The sequence below is a fragment of the Micromonospora sp. Llam0 genome (assembly GCF_003751085.1).
Lineage (GTDB): Bacteria > Actinomycetota > Actinomycetes > Mycobacteriales > Micromonosporaceae > Micromonospora_E.
This window is the reverse complement of sequence record NZ_RJJY01000002.1, coordinates 1,629,637-1,655,091: the sequence shown is the minus strand read 5'-3', so window position 1 is coordinate 1,655,091 and position 25,455 is coordinate 1,629,637. Positions and strand designations below refer to the sequence as shown.

The window sequence follows — 25,455 nt, the reverse complement described above, 5'->3', positions numbered from 1 at the left end:
CGTAGGCTAACCTACAGATGTAGGCAATGTAGGCTGGCTCACGTGTCCATGACGGAAGGCGGCCCTCCCGCAGGCGATCGGCGGGTGCGGCGTACTCATGCGGCACTGCGGGGCGCGCTGATTCATCTCGTCGAGGATCGAGAGTTGTCGCAGATCAGCGTTGCCGACGTCGCCGAGCGAGCGGGCGTGAGCCGCTCGACCTTCTACGATCACTACCGAGATGTGCACGAACTGGCCGAGGCCGCCTGCACCGGGATGATCGACGAGCTGGTCGAGGTGATGACCGCCCTTGGCGGCGACCCCGAGACCGGGGACCCGATCGAATCCCTGCAGACCTTCTTCACTGCTCTCGCCGAGCACGCCAGCCTGTACCGCAGCTTGCTCGGACCGCAAGGAAGCGCCCGCGTCATCGACCACATCCGGCGCCGCATGGCAGCCGCCGGGCTGAAGAGGTCGACCGGCAAGACCATTGTTGCGCCCGACGATCCGCATAACGTGCCCGCCGCGTTCGTCGCGGGTGCGCTCGTCGGGGTGGCCACCGACTGGCTGCAGCGCGGCTGCGCACACACACCGTCGGAGATGGCCATGCTGACCTGGCCCATTATCTCCGTCTGCCATTTCGAGGTGCACGCACCGGCACGCCAGGCTCGGCCGTGACAGACGGGGCCGCCGAACCCGCGACCTAGAGAACATCCTCGGTGGCCTGGCCCCGGAACGTGTGACTGGCCGCAGGCAAGGGTCCGAGAGGTGGCTCCCCGCAGTGGCGCCGCCAGGACCGCCATTCCGCCAGGCCTGCCCGAGCAACCGCTGTGCGCCGGGCTCCCGCCCCACTGGCGATCAAGGCCCGTAACGTCCGTCGGTCGTGGCACGGTGGAGAACACGGTCGCCGCTACGGCGCGGCAGTCCGCGCTCGCCATCGCGGAGTCGGGCGCCGACTTCTTGGTAGCGGTCCGAGGGCTGGCTCACGCAGGGCGGCACGAATGAGGCTCTGCGGGCCGGCGCCCGTCGTGTTCTACTCCCGGCTGCCCACCACCCCGGCCGCCCCCAGCTCCTCCGGGAGCTGCACTTCATCGAGGCAAACACCGTGGCCAGCGATGTAGTGGAGACCTTCTCACGGCCAACGTCTGTGGACAGAACATCGCGCAGCTCCACCATGTCGTCGCCCAAGGCATGACATTCGCTCATCGGCCCGAAGGTGGTGACCCTCTGGTTGGCCGACTCACCTCTGTCGCCGCCGTTGCCGGGGCGTCAGCTCCGCAGACGGGCGGTAACGCCGTCGAGGACGATGCCGAGTTGTCGTTCGAACCGTGGGTCGCCCTCGTCGCGGAGGTGCCCGGCGGCCTTGACCAGTTCTACGCCCTCGCCCAAGCCGACGTCGCGCTCGGCGAGCGAATATCGGTCTGCCGGTCCCTGGGTTCGTTCCTGTTCTTCGATGACGAAGCCGACCACGAACGCGGTGACCAGATCTGCCGCGTCGTCGGCCTCGGCAAGCGTGAGACCGGCCGCGGTCAAGCGGGCGAGCCAGGGCTCCTTCGCCCGCACCACTTCAAAGTCGGAAACGCGCCTGCCGCTGAATATGCGGGCTCCCTCCCGGTGGCGCAGGTACTCCGCGCGTAGGACGCGGGCGTACGCGGCCATGTCGTCACGCCAGCTGCCGCTGGGTGGGATGGAGGCGAGAGCGTCGGTGACGCGGCGCATGACGACGGTGCTCATCTCGTCGAGCAGTTCCTGCTTGTTGCGGATGTGCCAGTACAGCGCCGAGGCCCTTACGTTGAGCCGGGAGGCGAGCGCGCGGACGGTGAGGGCGTCGATGCCCTTGTCGTTGAGCAGCTCGAGTGCCGCCGCCACGATGCGTTCCCGCGTGATGCCCTTCACAATTGTCACTTTAACAAAGTTCAGGCATCCTGGGTGAGATGGTTGAACTTAGTTCAGGAGCAGCACCGTGACCGTTAGCATTGCTGAGGAACCGTGGGATAGCGCGGACGGGCTCCGCCTGCGCCGGGCCATGCACAGTGAACTGGCCGCCCGCTACCAGATGCCCGACCAGGAGACCGAGCCGCCGACCGCCGAAACAATCAGCGTATTCCTGATCGCCCGCGACCCGCACGGCCACGCGACCGGCTGCGGCGCCCTACTCCCGCTGGACGACGGCACGGCCGAGATCAAGCGGATGTACGTGATCCCCCGAGCGCGCGGCACCGGTGTGGCAACCCGCATCCTGCATGCACTGGAGGACCAGGCCCGGCGGCGGGGGATCGGCACCCTGGTGCTGGCGACGGGCACAAAACAGCCCGACGCGATCCGGTTCTACGAGCGCGAGGGCTACCAGCGGAGCGACGGCTACGGGCCGTACGTCGGCGAACCGCTGGCCAGGTGCTTCACCCATCAACTCAGCTGAACCAGGCACCAGTCCCAAAGGTTCTGCGCGCCTGTCAGCGGGCGACGGCGCGTCCTGTGGCCGAACCCGCGGGAGCGGCCATGACCAGCGGAAATTATGTCATTAGGACCGCGGCCGTTGGTCAGCGGTTCTCGGCGAGGGTCTCGGACGCGGTGGCCGTGACCGCGCAGCGGTTCGGGCTGCCAATCCGGCTGGTCAGACACGTCAGCGACGGTGGGGAGGGGAAGGCCGCAGAGGGGACCGCGCGGCAGAGCCTTCCGCGACGCGTGGCGGACGGCCGCGTGGTTGACTGAAGGTGGAATGTTCGGCCCAGCCCGAAGCAGGAGTTCCCTCGTGCGGACTTGCCCGTTGTCACCCGGCTCGCAACTCGTCCTCGACGAGGTCACCAAGCGCTACCCCGAGAGGGCCGTCCTGGAGCGGGTGTCGCTCACCGTCAAGCCGGGGGAGCGGGTCGGTGTCATCGGCGAGAACGGGTCGGGCAAGTCGACCCTGCTCCGGCTCATCGCCGGGCTGGAGACGCCGAACAGCGGGCACCTGACGGTCTCCGCGCCCGGTGGCACCGGATACCTGGCGCAGCGGCTACGGTTGCCACCCGGCGGCACCGTGCGGGACGTGGTGGACCACGCACTGGCCGACCTGCGGCACATGGAGGCGCGGCTGCGGGCCGCCGAGGCGGCCCTCGCCGCCGCGACCGCTGAGCAGCTGGACGAGTACGGCACGCTGCTCACCGAGTTCGAGGCCCGCGGCGGCTACGCGGCCGACGCCCGGGTGGACGCGGCCCTGCACGGCCTCGGCCTGCCCGATCTCGACCGGGACCGGGCGGTCGACACCCTCTCCGGCGGGGAACGGTCCCGGCTCGCCCTCGCGGCCACCCTGGCCGCCGCGCCGGAGCTGTTGCTGCTCGACGAGCCCACCAACGACCTCGACACCGAGGCCGTCGAGTGGCTGGAGGAGCACCTGCGCACGCACCGGGGCACGGTGGTGGTGGTCACCCACGACCGGATGTTCCTGGAGGCGGTCACTCCCACCATTCTGGAGGTCGACGCCGACACCCTGACTGTACGCCGGTACGGGGACGGCTACGCCAACTACCTGCGGGCGAAGGCCGCCTCCCGGGCCGCCTGGGAGCGCGCGTACGCGGACTGGCTGGCCGAGGTCGACCGGCAGACCGACCTCGCGGAGCGGGCCGGCGAGATGCTCCGGTCCATCTCCCGCAAGGGTCCGGCGGCGTTCAGCGGGGCCGGTGCGCACCGGTCCCGGTCCTCGTCGACAGCGACCTCCCGCAAGGCCCGCAACGCCAACGAACGGCTACGTCGCCTCCGGGGGGAGCCGGTTCCGCGTCCCGCCGACCCGTTGCGGTTCACCGCGTCCGTCACGGCGGGCTCGGCGGACGTCGACACCCCCTGCGCCCAGTTGACCGATGTTCGGGTCGGCGACCGGCTACACGTTCCCGACCTGGTCGTCGGCCGGTCCGAGCGACTGCTGGTCACCGGTCGCAACGGGGCGGGCAAGAGCACGCTGATGCGGGTGCTCGCCGGTGAACTCGTCCCGGACGGTGGGCAGGTGCGGCTCCCGGCCCGGGTCGGTCACCTACGCCAGGACGTGATGGCGGAGCAGCAGGGGCGCACCCTGCTGGAGGCGTTCGCGGCGGGCCGCCCAGGGCACCCCGACGAGCACGCCGAGGACCTTCTCTCGCTCGGCCTGTTCCGCCCGGACGATCTGGGGATGCCAGTCGGGACGCTCTCCGTCGGGCAGCGCCGCCGGATCGACCTGGCCCGCCTGGTCACCCGCCCGGCCGACCTGCTGCTGCTGGACGAGCCCACCAACCACTTCGCCCCGCTGCTGGTCGAGGAGCTGGAGCGGGCGCTGGACGGCTACGCCGGGGCGCTGGTCGTGGTGACGCACGACCGCCGGATGCGCAGCACCTTCACCGGGACCCGGCTGGAGCTGCGCGAGGGAGCGGTCGCCGGCTCCACGCGGGTCTGACGGGCCGGGCGGGAGGCGTGCCTCAGCCGCCGACGCCGCCGGTCCGCGCCGGGGTCAGCGCCTTGAGTGCGGCGGTGATCCGCCCGCAGACCGCGTCGATCTGGCCGTTGAGGTAGAAATGCCCGCCGGAGTAGGTGTGGACGACCGTCGTCGCCGTCGTCACCTCGGCCCACGCCGCCGCCTCCTCGGCGGTGACGTTGGGGTCACTGTCGCCGGTGAGCACGGTGACCGGGCAGCGCAGCAGCGGCCCGGGGCGGTAGTCGTAGGTCGCCGCCGCCCGGTAGTCGTTGCGAATCGCCGGGAGGACCATCTGCAGCAGTTCCTCGTCGGCCAGCAGGCTGGAGTCGGTGCCCTCCAACCGGCGGATCTCCGCGATCAGCTCGTCGTCTGCGTGGTAGTACCGGTCGCGGCGGGGGGTGGCCGGGCCGCGCCGGCCGGAGGCGAAGATGTGGACCAGCCGGTCGGCAGCGGCGGGTGGGAGCCGGCGACCGATCTCGAAGGCGACTGTGGCGCCCATGCTGTGCCCGAAGAAGGCGATCGGCCGGTCCGCTGCGGCGAGCAAGATGGGTAGCAGCCGATCCACGAGGGCGTCGATGGAGTCGACGAAGGGCTCGTCCCGGCGGTCCTGCCGGCCCGGGTACTGGACCGCCGCCACGTCCACGGTGGCCGGCAGCCGGCGCGCGAACGGCAGGTACGCGCTGGCTGCGCCGCCGGCGTGCGGGAAGCAGAACAGCCGGACGGCAGGGTCGTCGTCCGGCTGGTAACGACGCAGCCAGAGCTCGGGTGAATCGGTGGACCGGGACATGAGGGTGGACGCTCCTCGGTTTTTCTCGATGGTGCGGTGCTCAGGTGGTCGGTGGCCCGGTGGGCGCGGCCCGGCTCACCGCCGGGACGATGCGACCCCGACCTCCGCGTCCAGGTCGGTCAGGGCGGCGCGGACTGCGGAGATCACCATCTCGACGCTCTCGTCGGACAGGTGGGGGCCGATCGGCAGGCTTAGGACCTCCTCGGCGAGGCGTTCACTGAGCGGTAACGGGCCGGCCCGGCGGACCGTCTCGGTGTCCCGGTACGCGCCGGACCGGTGCACCGGGGTCGGGTAGTGCACCAGCGTCTCCACCCCGGCCTCGGCCAGCCGACCCCGCAACAGCTCACGGTGCCGGGTCCGAACCACGTACAGGTGCCACGCGGACGTGGCCCAGGGCGCGACGGTGGGCAGGACGAGGTCGGGCACCTCGCTCAGCGCCTCCGTGTACCGCCGGGCCACCCGGTTCCGTCGCGTGGTCCACTCGTCCAGGTACGGCAGCTTGGCCCGCAGCACCGCCGCCTGAAACTCGTCCAGCCGCGAGTTGCCGCCCTGTACCTGGTGTTCGTACTTGCGTGTGGAGCCGTAGTTGCGCAACAGCCGGACCCGCTCGGCGAGCTGCGCATCGTCGGTGACCACGGCTCCGCCGTCGCCCAGCGCGCCGAGGTTCTTTGCCGGGTAGAAGCTGAACGCGACTACTCCGCCGGCACCGATCGGCCGCCCCCGGTAGGTGGCGGCGTGGGCCTGCGCCGCATCCTCCACCACCGGTACGCCGTACCGGTCGGCGACCGCCCGCACCGAGTCCAGGTCGACCGGGTGCCCGTAGAGGTGTACGACGAGCACCGCTTTGACGTGCGGGGTGAGCGCATCCGCCAACCGCTCCGGGCAGATGCCGAAACTGGACCCGCCCGGCTCCACCGGAACCGGGCGGGCGCCGGTGGCCGACACCGCCAGCCAGGTCGCGATGAACGTGTGCGCCGGCACGATCACCTCGTCACCCGGCCCGACGCCGAGCGCCCGCAGGGCCAGCACCAGCGCGTCCAGCCCGCTGCCCACCCCGACGCAGTGCTGCGCCGTGCAGTACGCCGCGAACTCCGTCTCGAACGCCGCCAGCTCCGGACCGAGCAGGTAGCGGCCCGACGCGGACACCCGCGCGTACGCCGCGTCCAGGTCGGCCCGTACCTCGTCGGTGGCCGCAACCAGATCGAGGAAGGGAACCTCCACTGTCACCTCGGGTTCCGTGCGTGGGGGCGGGGGCAGGCCGGTGGGCCGGCGGCGATCAGCCGCGGACCACCTGGACGGGTAGGCGTCGCGCGGTGAGCTGGTCCGGGTCGTAGAACTCGACCTCGTCGTGGTCGATGGTGAACTCGCTGAACTCGTCGAGGACGTGGTTGAGGAAGACCCTGGCCTCCTGTCGGGCCAGGAAGGCGCCCAGGCAGTGGTGGATGCCGTAGCCGAAGGCCAGGTGCTTGTTCGACTCGCGCCGGATGTCGAAGATGTCCGGGTCCGTGAACACCTCGGTGTCGCGGTTCGCGGAGGCGATCCAGGCAATCACCATCTGCCCCTTGCGCATCGGCTGGCCGAAGATCTCAGTGTCTTCGGCGAGCAGCCGGAAGATGCAGTTGAAGGGGGAACGCCAGCGAAGGGTCTCCTCGACAACGCCGGGGACGAGGCTGCGGTCGGCGCGGACGGCCGCGAGCGCCTCTGGGTGCTCCTCCAGCACCAGGAAGAGGTTGCTAAGCAGCGTGGCGCTGGAGATGTGCCCGGCGGTGAGCAGCAGCGCCACGATGTTGACCACCTCCTCGTCGGTCAGCTTGCGGCCCTCAACCTCTACCGCCAGCAGCCCGCTCATCAGATCGTCCTGCGGCCGGGCCCGCTTTTCGGCTATCTGGGCGTAGAGGAACTCCGACCACTCCGCGATGGCCGGGCCGACCGTCTCGGTGAAGTCTTCCGGGAGGTTCGGGTACTCCAGGCCCTCGTTGCTGAGGATGATGTCGACCCACCTGCGGAACTTTTCGTGGTCCTCGTTCGGGATGCCCAGCATGTCGGCGATGACCGTCACCGGCAGCGGGTACGCGAGGTCGGCGGCGATGTCGATTCGTTCCTGGCCGCGTACCTGCTCGAGAATGTCGGCGGTGATCGTTTCGATCCGCGCCTCCATCTGGGCGATCCGTCGGGGGGTGAACGCCTGGCTCACCAGTTTACGCATCGGCCCGTGTCGGGGCGGGTCGATGCCGCCGATGGTGCCCGGCCCCATGAGCAGGGCCAGCTCCGGTGGCACCGGGAAGACCGGACTGAAGTCCGAGGAGAAGATCAGCGGGTTGGCGGTGACGGCCAGGTAGTCCCGGTAGTTGAACACGTGCCAGGCCTGCCGGGTCTCGTCCCAGGAGACGGGACTGTGCTCCCGCATGTAGGCGAACCAATCAAGCAGCCCTTGGGCGTCCGCGCCCTTGGGCATGTCGAGCGGTGGCGCCGGCACGTTGTCCGTCTGCGTCATGGTGTCCTCATCTCCTCGATGCTCGTGGCCCCAGGGGCCGGGGTGGGCAGGACCGGGTGCGCGACGGACCGCCGGGGTAGGGAGGTAATTGTTCGAGGTCGAACCCTCCCGCGTCATCCTCGCCAGGATTCGACGGTCTGGCAGTAGCGGTCGCCGGGATCGGCAGGTACACCGGTTATGGCGACTTTTTCGGGACGTTGGGGGACGCGGAAACGAATCGAAACCAGCTATGGCGGAAAGAAGTCTGCATTGTGCGCCATTGTGGTCGATGTGCTGGTGTCGAACCGTGAACCGGACTGCGGCTGTCGGGGGCATGCGGAGAACCGCTCCGTGGCATTGAAAGTTACCGACCGAGGCCCGCAGCCGCAAGGCTGGACTTGACATAGTGCCATCTCCAACGCTGGGAGCACGCCCGCAGAAGATCATCTGTAGCGATTGTCACAGGCGGTTTGGCCAGTTCAATTGCGAGACCTGACATAGTCCTATGTGATTCCGTGACAGCGCGTTGCTTGCTCCTGTTGGGTGAATCGCGAAAGGGTGGGCTCTCAGGGAGGGAACTTGTCGAGATCGGTACAGGACGTCCCCTTTCTGGAGGAGAAGCAGCCATGAAGTGTCCCGTAACAGCCGGATCCTTACGGCTCTACCCCTTCAGTGACCGTGCCGACCTCACTGTCGACCCCACCTACGGCGACCTGCGCTCAAATGAGCCGGTCGCCCGCGTCCGCATGCCCTACGGCGGCGGGGACGCCTGGCTGGTCACCCGGCACGCCGACGCCAAGAAGGCGCTCTCCGACCCGCGGCTCAGCATCGCCGCCGGCGCCGGCCGGGACGTGCCCCGCGCCTCCCCCCGCATCCAGGAGGCGGACGGGCTGATGGGTATGCCCCCCGAGGCGCACGCCCGGCTGCGCCGCCTCGTCGCCACCGCGTTCACCCCGAAACGCGTCCGAGACATCGCCCCCCGGATCGCCGAGATCGCCGACCGGCTCGTTGACGACGTGATCGAGACCGGCCCGCCAGCGGACCTCGTACGCCAGATCGCCCTCCCCGTCCCGGTCACGATCATCTGCGAGATGATGGGGGTCGCCACCGAGGAGCAGCCCATCTTCCGGGCCTTCAGCGATGCCCTGATGTCCAGCACCCGCTATTCGGACGACGAGGTCGAACAGGCCGTCCAGGAGTTCATCGCGTACCTCGGCGGCCTGCTCGCGCACCGCCGCGCCAACCGTACCGACGACCTCATCGGCGCGCTGATCGAGGCCCGCGACGATGGCGACCGACTCAGCGAGGAAGAGCTGATCATGCTCACGGGCGGCCTCCTCGTTGGCGGCCATGAGACCACCGCCAGCCAGATCGCCTCGCACCTGTTCGTCCTGCTGCGCGACCGTTCCCGGTACGAGACCCTGTGCGCCCGGCCCGAGCTGATCCCGACAGCCGTCGAGGAACTTCTCCGCATCGCCCCGATGTGGGCCACAGTGGGGCCCACCCGCATTGCCACCGAGGACCTGGAACTCAACGGGGCCGCCATCCGTGCCGGTGACGCCGTGATCTTTTCCTTGGCCTCCGCCAACCTGGACGAGGATGCCTTCCTGGACGCCGCCGACGTCGTCCTCGACCGCGAGCCCAATCCGCACATCGCGTTTGGACACGGCCCGCATTTCTGCATTGGGGCAAGCCTCGCCCGACTGGAGATCCAGGCCACCATCGGAGCATTGGTCAGACGACTCCCCGGCCTTCGTCTTGCTGTCAAGGAGAACGAACTCGAGTGGCACCGGGGGATGATGGTACGGAGCCTCGTGGCCCTACCGGTGAGGTGGTGATCCAGCTCCACGACCAGTTCAGGTGAGGGGCCGAATCAGCACCGAGTGATCCGCCACGGCTCAATCTAACACGCGGGCTGGTGACGCCACCCTGTCGGCCACCATCGTTACGTATTTCCGCCGGGAGAACGATCGAGCTGCGCGCGGACGCGCAGCACACCAGAGCCGTCCTTCGGACCGTCGGTGAGTCTCCCGAGCGAGTTCTTCTCGACCCAGGAGACCTCATGACCGTGAAGAGCAGCGTGCTGCATACCAGCGATATCGCCGTGGTCGGAATGGCGTGCCGACTACCCGGCGCGCCCGGCATCGAGGAGTTCTGGGAACTGCTACGTAACGGCCGGAGCGCGGTCGAACGCCAACCCGACGGCAGTTGGCGGGCCGCGGTGGAGGGTAAGGCGGAATTCGACGACACATTTTTCGGGATGTCCCCGCGGCAGGCCGCCGCGGTGGACCCGCAGCAGCGCCTGATGCTCGAACTCGGCTGGGAGGCCCTGGAGCATGCCCGGATCCGACCCGCGGGCCTCAAGGGAACCGACACCGGTGTCTTCGTCGGCATCGCCGCCGACGACTACGCCACCCTGCTGCACCGCTCCGGCGCTGCCATAAACGGCCACACCGCCACCGGCCTGCACCGCAGCCTCACCGCGAACCGCCTGTCGTACCTGCTCGGCCTGCGCGGGCCCAGCCTCACCGTCGACTCCGCGCAGTCGTCGTCCCTGGTCGCCGTCCATCTGGCGTGCGAGAGCCTGCGCCGGGGCGAGAGCACTGTCGCGCTCGTCGGCGGCGTGAGCCTCGTCCTGGCCGCGGAGAGCAGCGCAGGCATGGCGCTCATGGGCGCCCTGTCTCCCGACGGACGGTGCTTCACCTTCGACGCACGCGCTAACGGCTACGTCCGTGGTGAAGGCGGCGTAGCGCTCGTCCTCAAGCCCTTCGGCCGGGCGATCGACGACGGCGACCGGGTGCACTGCGTGATCCGTGGCGGCGCCGTCAACAACGACGGTGGTGGTCCGAGCCTGACCCACCCCGACCGGGAGGCCCAGGAGGCGCTGCTGCGTCGGGCGTACGAGCGGGCAATGGTCGCGCCGGAGCAGGTCACCTACGTCGAACTGCACGGCACCGGAACGAAGGCCGGCGACCCCGTCGAGGCGGCTGCCCTCGGGGCGGTACTCGGCGCGGCCCGCACCCTCGACACCAGACTCGCCGTCGGATCGGTCAAGACCAACATCGGCCACCTTGAGGGGGCCGCCGGCATTGCCGGCCTGCTCAAGACGGTGCTCGCCGTCCGCGAGGGAATGCTGCCCCCGAGCCTCAATTTCCAGACGCCGAACCCGGACATCCCGCTCGACGACCTCAACCTGCGGGTGCAGACGGACCTCCAGCGGTGGCCGGGCCGCGAAACCGGCCTGCCCCGCCTCGCCGGAGTCAGTTCCTTCGGGATGGGCGGTACCAATGTTCATCTGATTTTGGAGGAGGCTCCTTTTGTTGAGGGGTCTGTGTCTGTGGGTGGTGTGGGTGTCGGTGATTCGGTGGTGCGGCGTCTTCCGGTGGTGCCGGTGGTGTTGTCGGGTAGGTCGGAGGTGGCGTTGCGGGCGCAGGCTGATCGTCTTCGGGGTGTTTTGGGGGGTGCGCGGTTGGTGGATGTTGGTTGGTCGTTGGTGTCGACGCGGTCGGTGTTTGAGCGTCGGGCGGTGGTTTTTGGTGCGGATTCTGTGGTTGTGGATCGTGGGTTGGCGGCTGTGGCGTCGGGTGATGTGGGTGTGGGTGGTGTGGTGTTTAGGGGGTCGGGTGGGTTGTCGGGTGGTGGGGTGGTGTTTGTTTTTCCGGGTCAGGGGGCGCAGTGGGTGGGTATGGGTGCGCGGTTGATGGATGAGTCGCCGGTGTTTGCTGAGTCGATGGTTGAGTGTGCGGGGGTGTTGTCGGAGTTTGTGGATTGGGATTTGTTGGAGGTGGTGCGTGGGGGTGGGGTGGATTTGTTTGGTCGGGTTGATGTGGTGCAGCCGGTGTCGTGGGCGGTGATGGTGTCGTTGGCGCGGTTGTGGCGGTCGGTGGGTGTGGTGCCGTCGGCGGTTGTGGGTCATTCGCAGGGTGAGATTGCGGCGGCGGTGGTGGCTGGTGTGTTGAGTTTGTCTGATGGTGCGCGGGTGGTGGCGTTGCGGTCTCGGGTGATTGGTCGGGTTTTGGCGGGTCCGGGGGCGATGGCGTCTGTTGCTTTGCCGGTGGCTGAGGTGGAGTCGAGGCTTGTGGGTTTTGGGGGTGGGTTGGGTGTGGCGGCGGTGAATGGTCCGTCGGGGACGGTTGTTTCGGGGGATGTGGGGGCGGTGGTGGATTTTGTGGCGTGGTGTGAGGGGGAGGGGGTTCGGGCGCGGAGGATTCCGGTGGATTATGCGTCGCATTCGGTGCGGGTGGAGGTGGTTGAGGCTGAGTTGCGGGGGGTGTTGGCGGGGGTGGTTCCGCGGCGGGCGGAGGTGCCGTTTTATTCGACGGTTGAGGCTGGTGTGGTGGATGGTGCTGGTTTGGATGGGGGGTATTGGTATCGGAATTTGCGGCAGCGGGTGTTGTTTGGTGAGACGGTGGAGTGTCTTGTTGGGGATGGGTTTACGGGGTTTGTGGAGTGTAGTGCGCATCCGGTGTTGGTGTCGGGTGTGCAGGAGGTGGTGGAGTTGGTTGGTGGTGGTGTTGGGGGTGTGGTGGTGGGGTCGTTGCGGCGTGATGATGGTGGTTTGGATCGGTTTTTGGTTTCGGTTGCGGAGGCTTTTGTTGGGGGGGTTGATGTGGATTGGGGGGCGGTGTTTGTTGGTGTTGGGGGTCGGGTGGTGGATTTGCCGACGTATCCGTTCCAGCGACGCCACTACTGGGCTGAGACCCCGAAGCCTGCTGCCGCCGTCGGTGGCGATACGGACCCGACGACGGGCTGGCGGTATCGGATCACCTGGAAGCCGCTTCCCGTCGGCGGCCCTCGCCGGCTCACCGGACGCTGGCTGCTGGTGGCCGACCCCGCGACGACCGCGTCGGCTCTGGCCGCCGACATCACCGCGGCACTCTCCCGTCGGGGTGCCGAGGTCGAGCCGCTGAGCCTGGATCCGCTCGCCAGCCGTACCCGCCTCGCCGGCCTGCTCGCCACCACGGCCGACGGCGCGACCCCGCTGGCAGGTGTTGTGTCCCTGCTCGGACTGGTAGCCGGCACTCACCCAGACCACCCGTCCATCGCGCGGGGAGTAGCCGCCTCGCTGGCACTGGTGCAGGCCGCCGGTGATGCGGTCCTCGACGTACCGCTGTGGACCGTGACCCGGGCGGCGGTGGGTGTGACGTCGCAGGAGGTGCCCGACGCGGTCGGCGCGCAGGTGTGGGCGCTCGGCCAGGTGGCAGCCCTGGAACTGCCCGACCGTTGGGGTGGCCTGGTCGACCTGCCGCAGGAACCGGACTCCCGGGCCCTGGACCACCTGGCCAGCGCGGTGGCCGGAGGAGAGGGCGAGGACCAGATCGCGGTACGCGGCTCCGGGGTCTACGGGCGACGGGTGGCGCGGGCCTCGGACAACCCCCGCCGGGAGTGGCGCCCCCGCGGCACGGTCCTGGTCACCGGCGGTACGGGGGCATTGGGCGCCCAGGTGGCGCGCTGGCTCGCCCGCACCGGTGCCGAGCACCTGGTTCTCATCAGCCGGCGGGGTGCCCAGGCTCCCGGCGCGGTCGAGTTGGAAGCGGATCTGCTGGCGCTAGGCGCGGCGGTGACCATCGTCGCCTGTGATGTGTCCGACCGCGCCGCGCTCGCCACCGTCCTGGAGGCCCACCCGCCGACCGCCGTCTTTCACACCGCCGGTGCCCTTCACGACGGTGTGCTCGACACCCTCACCCTCGCCCACGCCGAGGCGGTGTTCCGCCCGAAGGCGGACGCCGCCCTGCTCCTCGACGAGCTCACCCGACACCGGGACCTCGATGCCTTCGTCCTCTTCTCGTCCATCACCGGGGTCTGGGGCAACGGCGGCCAGGCTGCCTACGCCGCAGCCAACGCGTCCCTGGACGTACTCGCCGAGCAGCGCCGCGCCGCCGGCCTTCCCGCCACCGCCATTGCCTGGGGGCTGTGGGGTGGCGGCGGTATGGCCGAGGGGGTCGGCGAGCAGAACCTGAACCGACGCGGCATCACCGCCATGGACCCGGACGGCGGCATCCGCGCCCTCCAACGGGCCCTCGACCGCGACGACGTCTGCGTGACCGTCGCCGACGTTGACTGGGCGGACTTCGCCCCCCGATTCGCCGACCTGCGCCTGGGCCGGCTCTTCGACGGCGTTCCCGAGGCCAAGAGCGCGCTCGACGCCCGCCGGGCCGACGCCGCAACGCAGACCTCCGGCCTGGCGCAGCGCGTGGGGAGCATGTCCGAGTCGGAGCGGCAGCAGGTCCTGCTGCAACTGGTGCGCACGGAAGCAGCGGCCGTCCTCGGCCATGACACCGTGGAGGCGGTCACCCCCGGCCGTGCCTTCAAGGCTGCGGGCTTCGACTCGCTCACCGCACTGGAACTGCGCAACCGCTTGAACACCACGACCGGGCTCACCCTGCCGTCCACCGTCGTCTTCGACCACCCGAGCCCATCGGCTCTGGCCTCGTTCGTGGAGGAGGCCCTCACCGGCGCTATCCCTGAACCCGTCGTCTCGGTGGCGACCGGCACCGCACCCGTCGACGAACCCATCGCGATCGTCGGCATGGCCTGCCGCTACCCCGGCGGGGCGGACACCCCCGAGAAGCTCTGGGACCTGCTGCTGAACAAGGCCGACGTCATCGGTCCCGCCCCCGACGACCGGGGCTGGGACGTCGACTCCTTCTTCGACCCCACCCCCGGCGCGGCGGGCAAGTCGTACGTGCGCGACGGCGGGTTTGTGTACGACGCGGGGTTTTTCGACGCCGAGTTCTTCGGGATTTCCCCTCGTGAGGCTTTGGCGATGGATCCGCAGCAGCGTCTGCTGTTGGAGACTTCGTGGGAGGCGTTGGAGCGCGCTGGCATCGACCCGGAGGCACTGCGGAGCAGCCGCACCGGCGTCTATTCCGGACTCACTCACCAGGAGTACGCCGCCCGCCTCCACGAAGCGCCCCACGAGTTTGAGGGATATCTGCTCACCGGCAAGTCGGTCAGTGTCGCTTCCGGTCGGGTTTCCTACGCTCTTGGGTTGGAGGGTCCTGCGGTTTCTGTTGATACGGCGTGTTCGTCGTCGTTGGTGGCGTTGCATTTGGCGTGTCAGGGGTTGCGGTTGGGTGAGTGTGATGTGGCGTTGGCGGGTGGGGTGACGGTTATTGCGGCGCCGGGTTTGTTTGTGGAGTTTTCGCGGCAGGGTGGGTTGTCGGTTGATGGGCGGTGTCGTGCTTTTGGGGGTGGTGCGGATGGTACGGGTTGGGCTGAGGGTGCTGGTGTTGTGGTGTTGGAGCGGTTGTCGGTGGCGCGGGAGCGTGGTCATCGGGTGTTGGCGGTGGTGCGGGGTTCTGCGGTTAATCAGGATGGGGCGTCGAATGGTTTGACGGCGCCGTCGGGGGTTGCGCAGCAGCGGGTGATTCGTGATGCGTTGGTGGCGGCGGGTGTGGCGGCTGATGAGGTTGATGTGGTGGAGGCGCATGGTACGGGGACTCGGTTGGGGGATCCGATTGAGGCTGAGGCGTTGTTGGCGACTTATGGGCGTGGTCGTTCGGGTGGTCCGTTGTGGTTGGGGTCGTTGAAGTCGAATGTGGGTCATACGCAGGCGGCTGCGGGTGTTGCTGGTGTGATGAAGATGGTGTTGGCGTTGCGGGCGGGGGTGTTGCCGGCGACGTTGCATGTGGATGAGCCGTCGCCGTTTGTGGATTGGTCGTCGGGGTCGGTGGAGTTGTTGTCGGAGCGGCGTGATTGGCCGGTGACTGGTCGGCCGCGTCGGGCTGCGGTTTCCGCGTTTGGGGTTAGTGGTACCAATGCTCATCTGATTTTGGAGGAGGCTCCTTTTGTTGAGGGGTCTGTGTCTGTGGGTGGTGTGGGTGTCGGTGATTCGGTGGTGCGGCGTCTTCCGGTGGTGCCGGTGGTGTTGTCGGGTAGGTCGGAGGTGGCGTTGCGGGCGCAGGCTGATCGTCTTCGGGGTGTTTTGGGGGGTGCGCGGTTGGTGGATGTTGGTTGGTCGTTGGTGTCGACGCGGTCGGTGTTTGAGCGTCGGGCGGTGGTTTTTGGTGCGGATTCTGTGGTTGTGGATCGTGGGTTGGCGGCTGTGGCGTCGGGTGATGTGGGTGTGGGTGGTGTGGTGTTTAGGGGGTCGGGTGGGTTGTCGGGTGGTGGGGTGGTGTTTGTTTTTCCGGGTCAGGGGGCGCAGTGGGTGGGTATGGGTGCGCGGTTGATGGATGAGTCGCCGGTGTTTGCTGAGTCGATGGTTGAGTGTGCGGGGGTGTTGTCGGAGTTTGTGGATTGGGATTTGTTGGAGGTGGTGCGTGGGGGTGGGGTGGATTTGTTTGGTCGGGTTGATGTGGTGCAGCCGGTGTCGTGGGCGGTGATGGTGTCGTTGGCGCGGTTGTGGCGGTCGGTGGGTGTGGTGCCGTCGGCGGTTGTGGGTCATTCGCAGGGTGAGATTGCGGCGGCGGTGGTGGCTGGTGTGTTGAGTTTGTCTGATGGTGCGCGGGTGGTGGCGTTGCGGTCTCGGGTGATTGGTCGGGTTTTGGCGGGTCCGGGGGCGATGGCGTCTGTTGCTTTGCCGGTGGCTGAGGTGGAGTCGAGGCTTGTGGGTTTTGGGGGTGGGTTGGGTGTGGCGGCGGTGAATGGTCCGTCGGGGACGGTTGTTTCGGGGGATGTGGGGGCGGTGGTGGATTTTGTGGCGTGGTGTGAGGGGGAGGGGGTTCGGGCGCGGAGGATTCCGGTGGATTATGCGTCGCATTCGGTGCGGGTGGAGGTGGTTGAGGCTGAGTTGCGGGGGGTGTTGGCGGGGGTGGTTCCGCGGCGGGCGGAGGTGCCGTTTTATTCGACGGTTGAGGCTGGTGTGGTGGATGGTGCTGGTTTGGATGGGGGGTATTGGTATCGGAATTTGCGGCAGCGGGTGTTGTTTGGTGAGACGGTGGAGTGTCTTGTTGGGGATGGGTTTACGGGGTTTGTGGAGTGTAGTGCGCATCCGGTGTTGGTGTCGGGTGTGCAGGAGGTGGTGGAGTTGGTTGGTGGTGGTGTTGGGGGTGTGGTGGTGGGGTCGTTGCGGCGTGATGATGGTGGTTTGGATCGGTTTTTGGTTTCGGTTGCGGAGGCTTTTGTTGGGGGGGTTGATGTGGATTGGGGGGCGGTGTTTGTTGGTGTTGGGGGTCGGGTGGTGGATTTGCCGACGTATCCGTTCCAGCGACGCCACTACTGGGCGCACACCTCCCCGGCAGGCGTCGGGACCGCCGCCGCGGCCAGGTTCGGCATGGAGTGGGAGGACCACCCGCTGCTCGGCGGCGCGCTGCCGGTCGGCGGCACCCGGAGCCTCCTGCTCGCCGGCCGGCTCTCGTTCGCTTCGCACGCCTGGCTCGCCGACCACGCCGTCTCCGGCACCGTCCTGGTGCCCGGTACGGCCTTCATGGAACTCGCCCTGCACGCCGCCGAGGTGGCCGCCTGCACCGGTGTCGAGGAGCTGCGCCTGGAGGCGCCGCTGGTGGTGCCGCCCACCGGCGGCGTACGGCTCCAGGTGCTGGTGGACGAACCGGCCGAGGGATCCGACCACCGGCCGGTGAGTGTGTTCTCCCGTGCCGAGTCCGCAGCCGACGAGGCCGCTTGGACCCGCCACGCGGTCGGTGTCCTGACCACCGGGGCGCGGCCCGTCCCGGCGACCTCGTGGCACACCGAGACCTGGCCCCCCGCCGGCACCGAACCCGTCGACGTGGACGCCCTGTACGAGCGGTTCGCCACGCTGGGCTACGAGTACGGCGAGGTCTTCGCCGGACTCCAGGGTGTCTGGCGGCGCGACGGCGAGGTCTTCGCCGAGGTGCGCCTGCCATCCCGGGTCGCAGCCGAGGCCACCCGGTTCGGGGTGCACCCCGCACTGCTCGACGCCGCCCTGCAACCGTGGCTGGCTGGCGGACTTGTCGACGTCCCCGACGGCAGTGTGCTGCTCCCGTTCGCCTGGCAGGGCGTGACCCTGCACGCCGCCGGCGCCGACACGCTGCGGGTCCGCATCGGCCGGGCCGGCGAGGCAGCGGTGTCGATGCAGGCGGTGGACCTCGGCGGGGCCCCCGTCCTCTCGCTCGACGCGCTCGTCCTGCTGCCGCTCGCCCGGGAACACCTCGGCGTCGCCGGTATGACCACCGCCCTGCCGCTGTACCGGGTGGGATGGCGGCGAAGGACCGCAGTGGCGGCGCCGCCGCAGTGGCGGTGGGCGGTCGTCGGCCCGTACGGCACCGAGGTGGTTGGTGCCGCCGCGCGGTACGGATGGCCGGTCACCGCCGTCGACGCCCACGCCAACCTGGCCTCCTTGCGGGAGGCCCTGGACGCGGGCGCGGAAGCGCCCAGCGTCGTCCTTGCCGACTTCCGTATGGGCTCCTATTCCACCGAACCCGCCCACGTCGCCGATGCGGTCCGGGCGGAGACCCAGGCCGGGCTAGAGCTGCTCCAGGGCTGGCTGGCCGACGAGCGGTTCACCGCGGTGAAACTCGTCGTGCTCACTGAACGGGCCGTCGCCGCCGGCACCGACGAGGACGTGCCGGACCTCGTCCACGCCGGACTCTGGGGCATGCTGCGGTCGGCCCAGTCCGAACACCCGGACCGGTTCGTCCTGCTCGACGTCGACGCCGACGACACCTCCATCTCCGCGGTCCCGTCGGCGCTCACCGTGGACACGCCGCAGCTCGCGGTTCGGGCCGGCGAGATTCGGGTGCCCGAGATTGAGCCGCTGCGTGCGGAACCGGAGCCCGCCGACCCGCTGGCGGGCGGGCTCGACCCGGCCGGCACCGTCCTGGTGACCGGCGCCACCGGCACCCTCGGCCGCCTGCTCGCCCGGCACTTGGTGACCGCGCACGGGGTACGTCGGCTCCTGCTGGTCAGCCGGAGCGGACCCGGCGCCGCCGGGGCGGACCGGCAGATTGAGGAGCTGACCGGGCTCGGCGCGCACGTGTCGCTGGTCGCCTGTGACGCCGCCGACCGCGCGGCTCTGGCGGATGTCCTGCGGGGCATCCCCACCGCGCACCCGCTGACCGCCGTGGTGCACGTGGCCGGCGTCCTCGACGACGGGGCGCTCCAGGCGCTGACCCCCGACCGGATCGACGCGGTGCTGCGGCCGAAGGTCGACGCCGCGCTGAACCTGCACGAGTTGACCGCAGGGCTGCCTCTGGCCGCGTTCGTCCTGTTCTCCGGGGCGGCTGGCATCCTGGGCCGCCCCGGTCAGGCGAACTACGCGGCGGCGAACACCTTCCTGGACGCCCTGGCACAGCACCGGCAGGCCCAGGGGCGGCCCGGCGTCGCCCTCGCCTGGGGCCTGTGGGGACCGGCCAGCGACATGACGGGTCACCTCGGTGAGAACGACCTGCGGCGGATGCGCCGCTCCGGCATCGCGCCGATGACCGCCGAGGAGGGGCTCGTGCTGTTCGACCGGGCGCTCGACCGGTCCCGGCACGAACCCCTGCTCGTACCCGCGCGTCTGGACCTCGCGGCGTTGCGGCGGGAGCAGGCCGCCAGCGGACCGGACGCGGTTCCGGCGCTGCTGCGCGGCCTGGTCCCGCCGGCACCGGCCCGACGGGCCACCACATCGGGGAGCGGGGGCGGGGCGTCCGCGCCGGCCGCCGCCTCCGCGGAGCCGGCAGACCACCTGCGGAGGCGACTGGCCGGGCAGGACGCCCCGGCCCGGGTCCGGGAGCTGCTGGACCTGGTCCGCACCCACGTGGCGGGAGTGCTCGCCCTCGACGCGGGGGCCGCGAAGGCGGACCCGAGACGACCGTTCCGGGAGATCGGGTTCGACTCGTTGACCGCCGTCGAACTGCGTAACCGGCTGAGCACGGCGACCGGCCTGCGGCTGGCCCCGAGCCTGGTGTTCGACCACCCGGACCCGCAGGCCGTGGCTGAGCACCTGGCTGACGAACTCGCCGCCGACGGGGTGGCCGACGCGGGCGCGACAGCGCTGACCGGGCTCGACACCCTGGCCGCCGCGCTCGGTGGGATGAAGACCGACGACGTCCGCCGGAACATCGTCCGCCGTCGGCTGGAGGAGATGCTCGCCCTGGTCGGCGGCCCCCGGTCGCTGCCGGCGGAGGACGGGCTGGCGGACGCCACGGTCGCCGAGCGGCTGGCCTCGGCGACCGACGACGACGAGTTGTTCGCCTTCATCGAGGAGCAGCTGTGAACCCCGACCAAGGAGACAACCGGCAGATGGCCGCCAACGAGGACCGGATCCGTGAGTACCTCAAGCGCGTCACCGCCGAGCTGGCCGGCACGCGGCGACGGCTGCGCGAGCTGGAGGACCGGGCGTGCGAGCCCATCGCCATCGTGGGGATGAGCTGCCGGCTGCCGGGCGGGGTACAGACCCCCGAGGACCTCTGGCAGCTGGTCGACGGCGGGACCGACGCCATCTCGGGCTTCCCCGACGACCGAGGCTGGGACGTGGAGAAGCTCTACGACCCCGACCCCGACCCCGACCCGGACGCCACCGGCACCAGCTACGCCCGCGAGGGTGGCTTCCTCCACGACTGCGCCGACTTCGACCCGGAGTTCTTCGCCATTTCACCGCGCGAGGCCCTGGCCATGGACCCGCAGCAACGGCTGCTGCTGGAGACCGCGTGGGAGGTCCTCGAACGGGCGGGCATCGCACCCGGCGAGGTCCGGGGCACCCGCACCGGGACCTACGTCGGCGTGATGTACGACGACTACGGCACCCGGCTCGCCGAGGTCTCGCACGACCTGGAGGGCTACCTGGTCAACGGCAGCGCGGGCAGTGTCGCCTCCGGCCGGATCGCGTACACCCTGGGGTTGCAGGGGCCGGCGGTCACGGTCGACACGGCCTGCTCGTCGTCGCTGGTAGCGCTGCACCTGGCGGTGCGGGCCCTGCGGTCCGGCGAGTGTGACCTTGCCCTCGCGGGCGGGGTGACGGTGCTCGCCACCCCGACGATGTTCGTCGACTTCTCCCGCCAGCGTGGACTCGCCGTGGACGGCCGCTGCAAGGCGTTCGCGGATGCGGCGGACGGCACCGGCTTCGGCGAGGGCGTCGGGATGCTGCTGCTGGAACGGCTCCCGGCCGCGGTCCGCAACGGGCACCGGGTACTGGCCGTCGTCCGGGGCACGGCCGTCAACCAGGACGGGGCGAGCAACGGCCTGACCGCCCCGAACGGTACCGCCCAGCAGGCGGTCATCCGGCAGGCGCTGGCCGACGCGGGGCTGGCCACCGACGAGGTGGACGCGGTGGAGGCGCACGGTACCGGCACCCGGCTCGGCGACCCCATCGAGGCGCAGGCGCTGCTGGCGACGTACGGGCAGGGTCGGCCGGCGGACCGGCCGCTGTGGCTCGGGTCGCTGAAGTCCAACGTTGGCCACACTCAGGCCGCCGCCGGGGTCTGCGGTGTGATCAAGACGGTGCTGGCGATGCACCACGGCCGGTTGCCCCGGACCCTGCACGTCGACCGGCCCTCGACCAGGGTGGACTGGTCCTCCGGCGCGGTCCGACTGCTGACCGAGAGCCGACCGTGGCCCGCGTTTGACGACCGGCCCCGGCGGGCCGGCGTCTCGTCGTTCGGCGCCAGCGGCACCAACGCCCACGTCATCCTGGAAGCCGCCCCCGGCCAGCCGGGGGCCGAACCCGCCGCCGCGCCGCCCTCGGTCGCCGGGGTACCCGTCTGGGTCCTGTCCGGCCGCGACGAGGCGACCCTGCGCGAGCAGGCCCGGCGGCTGCACAGCCACCTGACCGGCCGGCCCGATTCCGCCGACGCCGTCGCCCGCGCGCTGGCCCGGACCCGCACCGCGTTCCCGTACCGGGCCGCCGTGCTCGGGCCGGACGCCGCCACCCTGCTCGACGGGTTGCGGGCTATCGCAACCGGCCGCAGCGCCGCCGGGCTGGTCACCGGCCGGGCCACCCCGGAACGCCGCGTCGCGGTTCTCTTCACCGGCCAGGGCAGCCAGCGGCCGGGGGCGGGGCGGGACCTGTACGCCCGGCACCCCACCTTCGCGCAGGCGCTCGACGAGGTGCTCGCCGAAGTGGACCGGCACCTGGACCGGCCACTGCGGGACGTCATGTTCGCCGAGCCGGGCAGCGACGCGGCGGCCCTGCTGGACGACACGGCATACACCCAGCCGGCGCTGTTCGCCCTGGAAGTGGCGCTGTTCCGGCTCGTCACGAGCTGGGGGCTGCGCCCGGACGCCCTGCTGGGGCACTCGGTGGGGGAGATCAGCGCGGCGCACGTCGCGGGCGTGCTCACCGTGGCCGACGCCGCCCGGCTGGTGACCGCACGCGGTCGGCTCATGGCGGGCCTGCCCGCCGGCGGCGCGATGGCCGCGATCGAGGCCACCGAGTCCGAGGTCGCTCCGCTACTCACCGGACGAGGACACGAACTCTCCATCGCGGCGGTCAACGGGCCGCAGGCCACCCTCGTCGCCGGCGACGAGGCCGCTGTCGAGGAACAGGTCGCCTGGTGGCGCGAGCAGGGTCGCCGGGCCACGCGGCTGCGGGTCAGCCACGCCTTCCACTCGCCCCGGATGGACGGGATGCTCGCGCCGTTCGAGAAGACCATTTGGGACCTCGACTACCGGGAACCGACCATCCCCGTCGTCGGCACCGTGACGGGCGCGCCGGCGTCCGGCGGCGACCTGCGGACCCCAGAGTACTGGGTCCGGCACGCCCGCGACCCGGTGCGCTTCCTCAACGGCGTACGCCGGCTCCGCACCGAAGGCATCGACACCTTCGTCGAACTCGGCCCGGACGGCGTGCTCACGGCGATGACGCGGGACTGCCTGGCCGAGTTCTCGGACCCCGCCGAGACCGACCGGCCCCTGCTGTTCCTGCCCTTCCTGCGCCGGGACCGCGACGACGACTTCGCCGTCGGGGAGGCGCTGGCGACCGCCCACGTCCACGGCCTTCCCGTCGACCCGGTCGCGGCGCTCGGCGACGGCCCGCGCAGCACCGACCTGCCCACCTACCCGTTCCAGCGGACCCGCTACTGGCTAGACCCGCACCCCGGCCCACCCGACCTCACCGCCGTGGGGCTCGACCTGGCCGGGCACCCGCTGCTCGCCGTCGCGGTGGACCTGCCCGACGATGCCGGCACGGTCTGGACCGGCCTGCTCTCCGCCCGCACCCACCGGTGGCTCGCCGATCACAGCGTGTGGGGGCGCACGGTGTTGCCGGGCGCCGCCCTGCTGGAGATCCTGCACGAGGTGGGTGCCGCCGCCGGCTGCGGCCGAGTGGCAGAGCTGACCTTCGAGGCGCCGCTGGTGGTCCCCGACGACGAGGGCGTCCGGCTGCGGGTCGTGCTGAGCGGTCCGGACCCGGACGGCATCCGGACCGTCCAGATCCACTCCGCGCCGGCCGCCACCGGACCCGAGTGGACCCGGCACGCCACCGGCCGGGTGGCCGACACCGCCGAGGAGCCGCCCACCGGCGGGGCTGGGCCGGCCACTGACCTCGCCGGCGTCTGGCCGCCCGAGGGGGCGCAGCCCGTGGAGGTCGAGGGCGAGTACGAGCGGTTCGCCGATGCGGGCATCGGGTACGGCCCCGCGTTCCGGGGACTACGCGCCGCCTGGCGACGCGGCGACGAGACGTTCGCCGAGGTCCGGCTTCCCGAGGAGTACGCCCCGGAGGCGGGCCGCTATCGGATGCACCCGGCGCTGCTGGACGCCGCCCTGCACGCGATCGTCCTCGGCGACCAGTTCCCCGACGGCGCGCACGGAATGCTGCCGTTTGCCTGGACCGACGTCCGGCTTTGCGCCACCGGGACCGACCGACTCCGGCTCCGGATCGCCCCGGCCGGTCCCGAGTCGGTCAGCGTCACCGCCGCCGACGGCGCCGGCGCTCCAGTGCTCACAGCCGCCTCCCTGGCCCTGCGCCGAATACCTGCCGACCGGATCGCCGCCGTCGTCACCATCCAGGCGCCGCTGTACCGGCTGGACTGGGCGGCCGTGCCGTCCGCTCCGCCGACCGGGGAGGTCCGGTTCGTCCTCGTCGGCCCCGATCACCCGGCGCTGCTCGCCGCCCTGTCGGCCGAGGCGCCCGCGCAGGCGTACCCGGACCTGGACGCGCTGGTCGCAGCCCTGGCCGACGGCCCGGAACCGACCCACGTCGTCGTCACCATTGGTCGGGCCGACGGCGTGCCGGCCGGTGAGGTGACGGCCGCCGGTGTGGACCGGGCCACCCGGCAGGCGCTCGACCTCGTCCAGCGGTGGCTCGCCGAGGACCGGTTCACCGGCTTCCAGCTGGTCGTGCTGACCACCGGTGCGGTGCAGACCGGCACCGGTGTCACGGATCCCGCCGCCGCCGGGGTCTGGGGCCTGCTGCGGGTCGCCCAGACCGAGCACCCGCAACGGTTCCTCCTCGTCGACGTCGACGACCACCCGGACACGCTGCGTACCCTGCCGGGGGCGGTGCGAATGGCCGAACCGCAACTCGCCCTGCGCGCCGGGACGGCCACCGTCCCGGGTCTCGTCCGGGCGCCGGCCGTCAACGATGCTGTGGTGCCCTGGTCGGGCACCGGCACGGTGCTCGTCACCGGGGGGACCGGGATGCTCGGTGGGGCCGTGGCCCGGCACCTGGCCCGCCGGCACGGGGTACGGCACCTGCTGCTGGTCAGCCGGCGCGGGCCGGACGCCCCCGGTGCGGCCGACCTGACCCGGGACCTGATGGCCCTGGGCGCCTCCGTCCGGGTCGCCGCCTGCGACGTCGCCGACCGCGACGCCCTGGCCCGGCTGCTGGCCGAGATCCCGCCAGGGCATCCACTCACCGCCGTGGTGCACACCGCCGGTATCGCCGACGACGGTGCGCTGACCGCCCAGACCGGGGACCGGGTCGCGGCCGTGCTCCGCGCCAAGGCGGACGCGGCGATCAACCTCCACGACCTCACCCGCGACCTCGACCTCACCGCCTTCGTGCTGTTCTCATCCGTGGCCGGCACCATCGGCAGCGCCGGCCAGGCCGGGTACGCCGCCGCCAACGCCTTCCTCGACGCGTTCGCCGACTGGCGGCGGGGCCGTGGGCTGCCCGCGACGTCGCTCGCCTGGGGGCCGCTGGACGGCGGGATGGCCGCCGCCCTGGGCCGCGCGGACCTGGCCCGCCTGCGTCGGTCCGGGCTTGTGCCACTCGGCATCGAGGAAGCGCTCGTGCTCTTCGACGCCGCCTGCGACCACCCCGGGGCGGTCTTCTACCCGGTCCGCCTCGACCCGGCGGCGCTGCGCGCGGGCGGTCCGGTCGGCGCGGTGCCCGCCGTTCTGACCGGCCCGACCCGGGCGCGACCGAGACCCGGTACACCGGAGCAGCCGGCCGAGGCCACCGTCACCGCGCAACTGGTGGGTAAGTCGGCAGCCGAGCGAGCGGCGATCCTCACCGGCCTGGTCCGTGCCGAGGCCGCCGTCGTACTCGGCCATGCCGGGGTGACGACGTTGAGTGCGCAACGGTCCTTCCGGGACGCGGGTTTCGACTCGCTCACCGCCGTGGACCTGCGCAACCGGCTCGGCGCGGCGACGGGCCTCCGCCTGCCCGCCGCCATCGTCTTCGACCACCCGACCCCCGCCGCACTCGCCGCCTACCTGGGGACCGAACTGGACCGCCGGTCCTCCGGCGACTGGGTGCCGACCGACGCCGCCGGTGTCCTGGCGGCGCTGGACCAGCTCCGCACCGGGATTTCGGCGGCGGTGCGGGCCTCAGCCGACCGCACCCGCGCCGCCGAACTGCTCCGTGCCCTGCTCGCTGAGGTCGGCGGCACCGCCGGGCCCCCCGATCCCGACGACGGCTCCAGCGCCGAGGTCTCCGACCGGTTGCGGACCGCCTCCGACGAGGAACTGTTCGACCTGCTCGACAGCGACTTCCGGCTGTCGTAGCGC

Annotated in this window: 10 protein-coding genes; 6 read left to right on the top strand and 4 right to left on the bottom strand. The window is 70.8% G+C overall.

The window, feature by feature from the left end:
- Window positions 1-48 precede the first annotated feature (48 nt).
- Entirely contained in the window at window positions 49-657 is a 609-nt protein-coding gene (locus tag EDC02_RS34785) for a TetR/AcrR family transcriptional regulator (RefSeq protein WP_123606391.1), read from the top strand.
- A 591-nt stretch (window positions 658-1,248) separates the two neighbouring features.
- Here EDC02_RS34785 and EDC02_RS34780 read toward each other — a convergent pair.
- Window positions 1,249-1,875 (bottom strand): TetR/AcrR family transcriptional regulator C-terminal domain-containing protein, encoded by a 627-nt coding sequence (locus EDC02_RS34780; protein ID WP_199758023.1) that lies wholly within the window; start codon window positions 1,873-1,875, stop codon window positions 1,249-1,251.
- Window positions 1,876-2,005: 130 nt separating this feature from the next.
- On the opposite strand from EDC02_RS34780, the gene EDC02_RS34775 reads away from it, so the two are divergent.
- Both EDC02_RS34775 and abc-f read left to right on the top strand, forming a co-directional pair.
- Window positions 2,006-2,398, top strand: a complete 393-nt coding sequence (locus tag EDC02_RS34775) for a GNAT family N-acetyltransferase (RefSeq protein WP_199758116.1) — start codon at window positions 2,006-2,008, stop codon at window positions 2,396-2,398.
- A gap of 348 nt (window positions 2,399-2,746) precedes the next feature.
- Window positions 2,747-4,384, top strand: a complete 1,638-nt coding sequence (abc-f, locus tag EDC02_RS34765) for a ribosomal protection-like ABC-F family protein (RefSeq protein WP_370461625.1) — start codon at window positions 2,747-2,749, stop codon at window positions 4,382-4,384.
- Between the two features lie 22 nt (window positions 4,385-4,406).
- Here the strand turns inward: abc-f and EDC02_RS34760 are convergent, their stop codons facing one another.
- From EDC02_RS34760 to EDC02_RS34750, 3 genes are all read right to left on the bottom strand, one after another.
- Window positions 4,407-5,189 carry a thioesterase II family protein gene (locus EDC02_RS34760; RefSeq protein ID WP_123606387.1) on the bottom strand — a complete coding sequence of 261 codons (783 nt, stop codon included), beginning with the start codon at window positions 5,187-5,189 and terminating at the stop codon, window positions 4,407-4,409.
- A 75-nt stretch (window positions 5,190-5,264) separates the two neighbouring features.
- Window positions 5,265-6,416 carry a DegT/DnrJ/EryC1/StrS aminotransferase family protein gene (locus EDC02_RS34755; protein WP_123606386.1) on the bottom strand — a complete coding sequence of 384 codons (1,152 nt, stop codon included), beginning with the start codon at window positions 6,414-6,416 and terminating at the stop codon, window positions 5,265-5,267.
- A 49-nt stretch (window positions 6,417-6,465) separates the two neighbouring features.
- Entirely contained in the window at window positions 6,466-7,683 is a 1,218-nt protein-coding gene (locus EDC02_RS34750; RefSeq protein WP_123606385.1) for a cytochrome P450, read from the bottom strand.
- Between the two features lie 605 nt (window positions 7,684-8,288).
- Here EDC02_RS34750 and EDC02_RS34745 point away from each other — a divergent pair.
- The 3 genes from EDC02_RS34745 to EDC02_RS34735 all read left to right on the top strand — a co-directional run bounded on the left by EDC02_RS34745 (window position 8,289) and on the right by EDC02_RS34735 (window position 25,452).
- Complete coding sequence (locus EDC02_RS34745; protein ID WP_123606384.1) at window positions 8,289-9,500, top strand: cytochrome P450; 1,212 nt, start codon at window positions 8,289-8,291, stop codon at window positions 9,498-9,500.
- Window positions 9,501-9,724: 224 nt separating this feature from the next.
- Window positions 9,725-19,783, top strand: coding sequence for a type I polyketide synthase (locus EDC02_RS34740; protein WP_123606383.1), 10,059 nt, complete (start codon window positions 9,725-9,727; stop codon window positions 19,781-19,783).
- Entirely contained in the window at window positions 19,780-25,452 is a 5,673-nt protein-coding gene (locus EDC02_RS34735) for a type I polyketide synthase (protein WP_123606382.1), read from the top strand. The genes EDC02_RS34740 and EDC02_RS34735 overlap by 4 nt, the downstream gene beginning before the upstream one ends.
- Window positions 25,453-25,455: the final 3 nt, after the last annotated feature.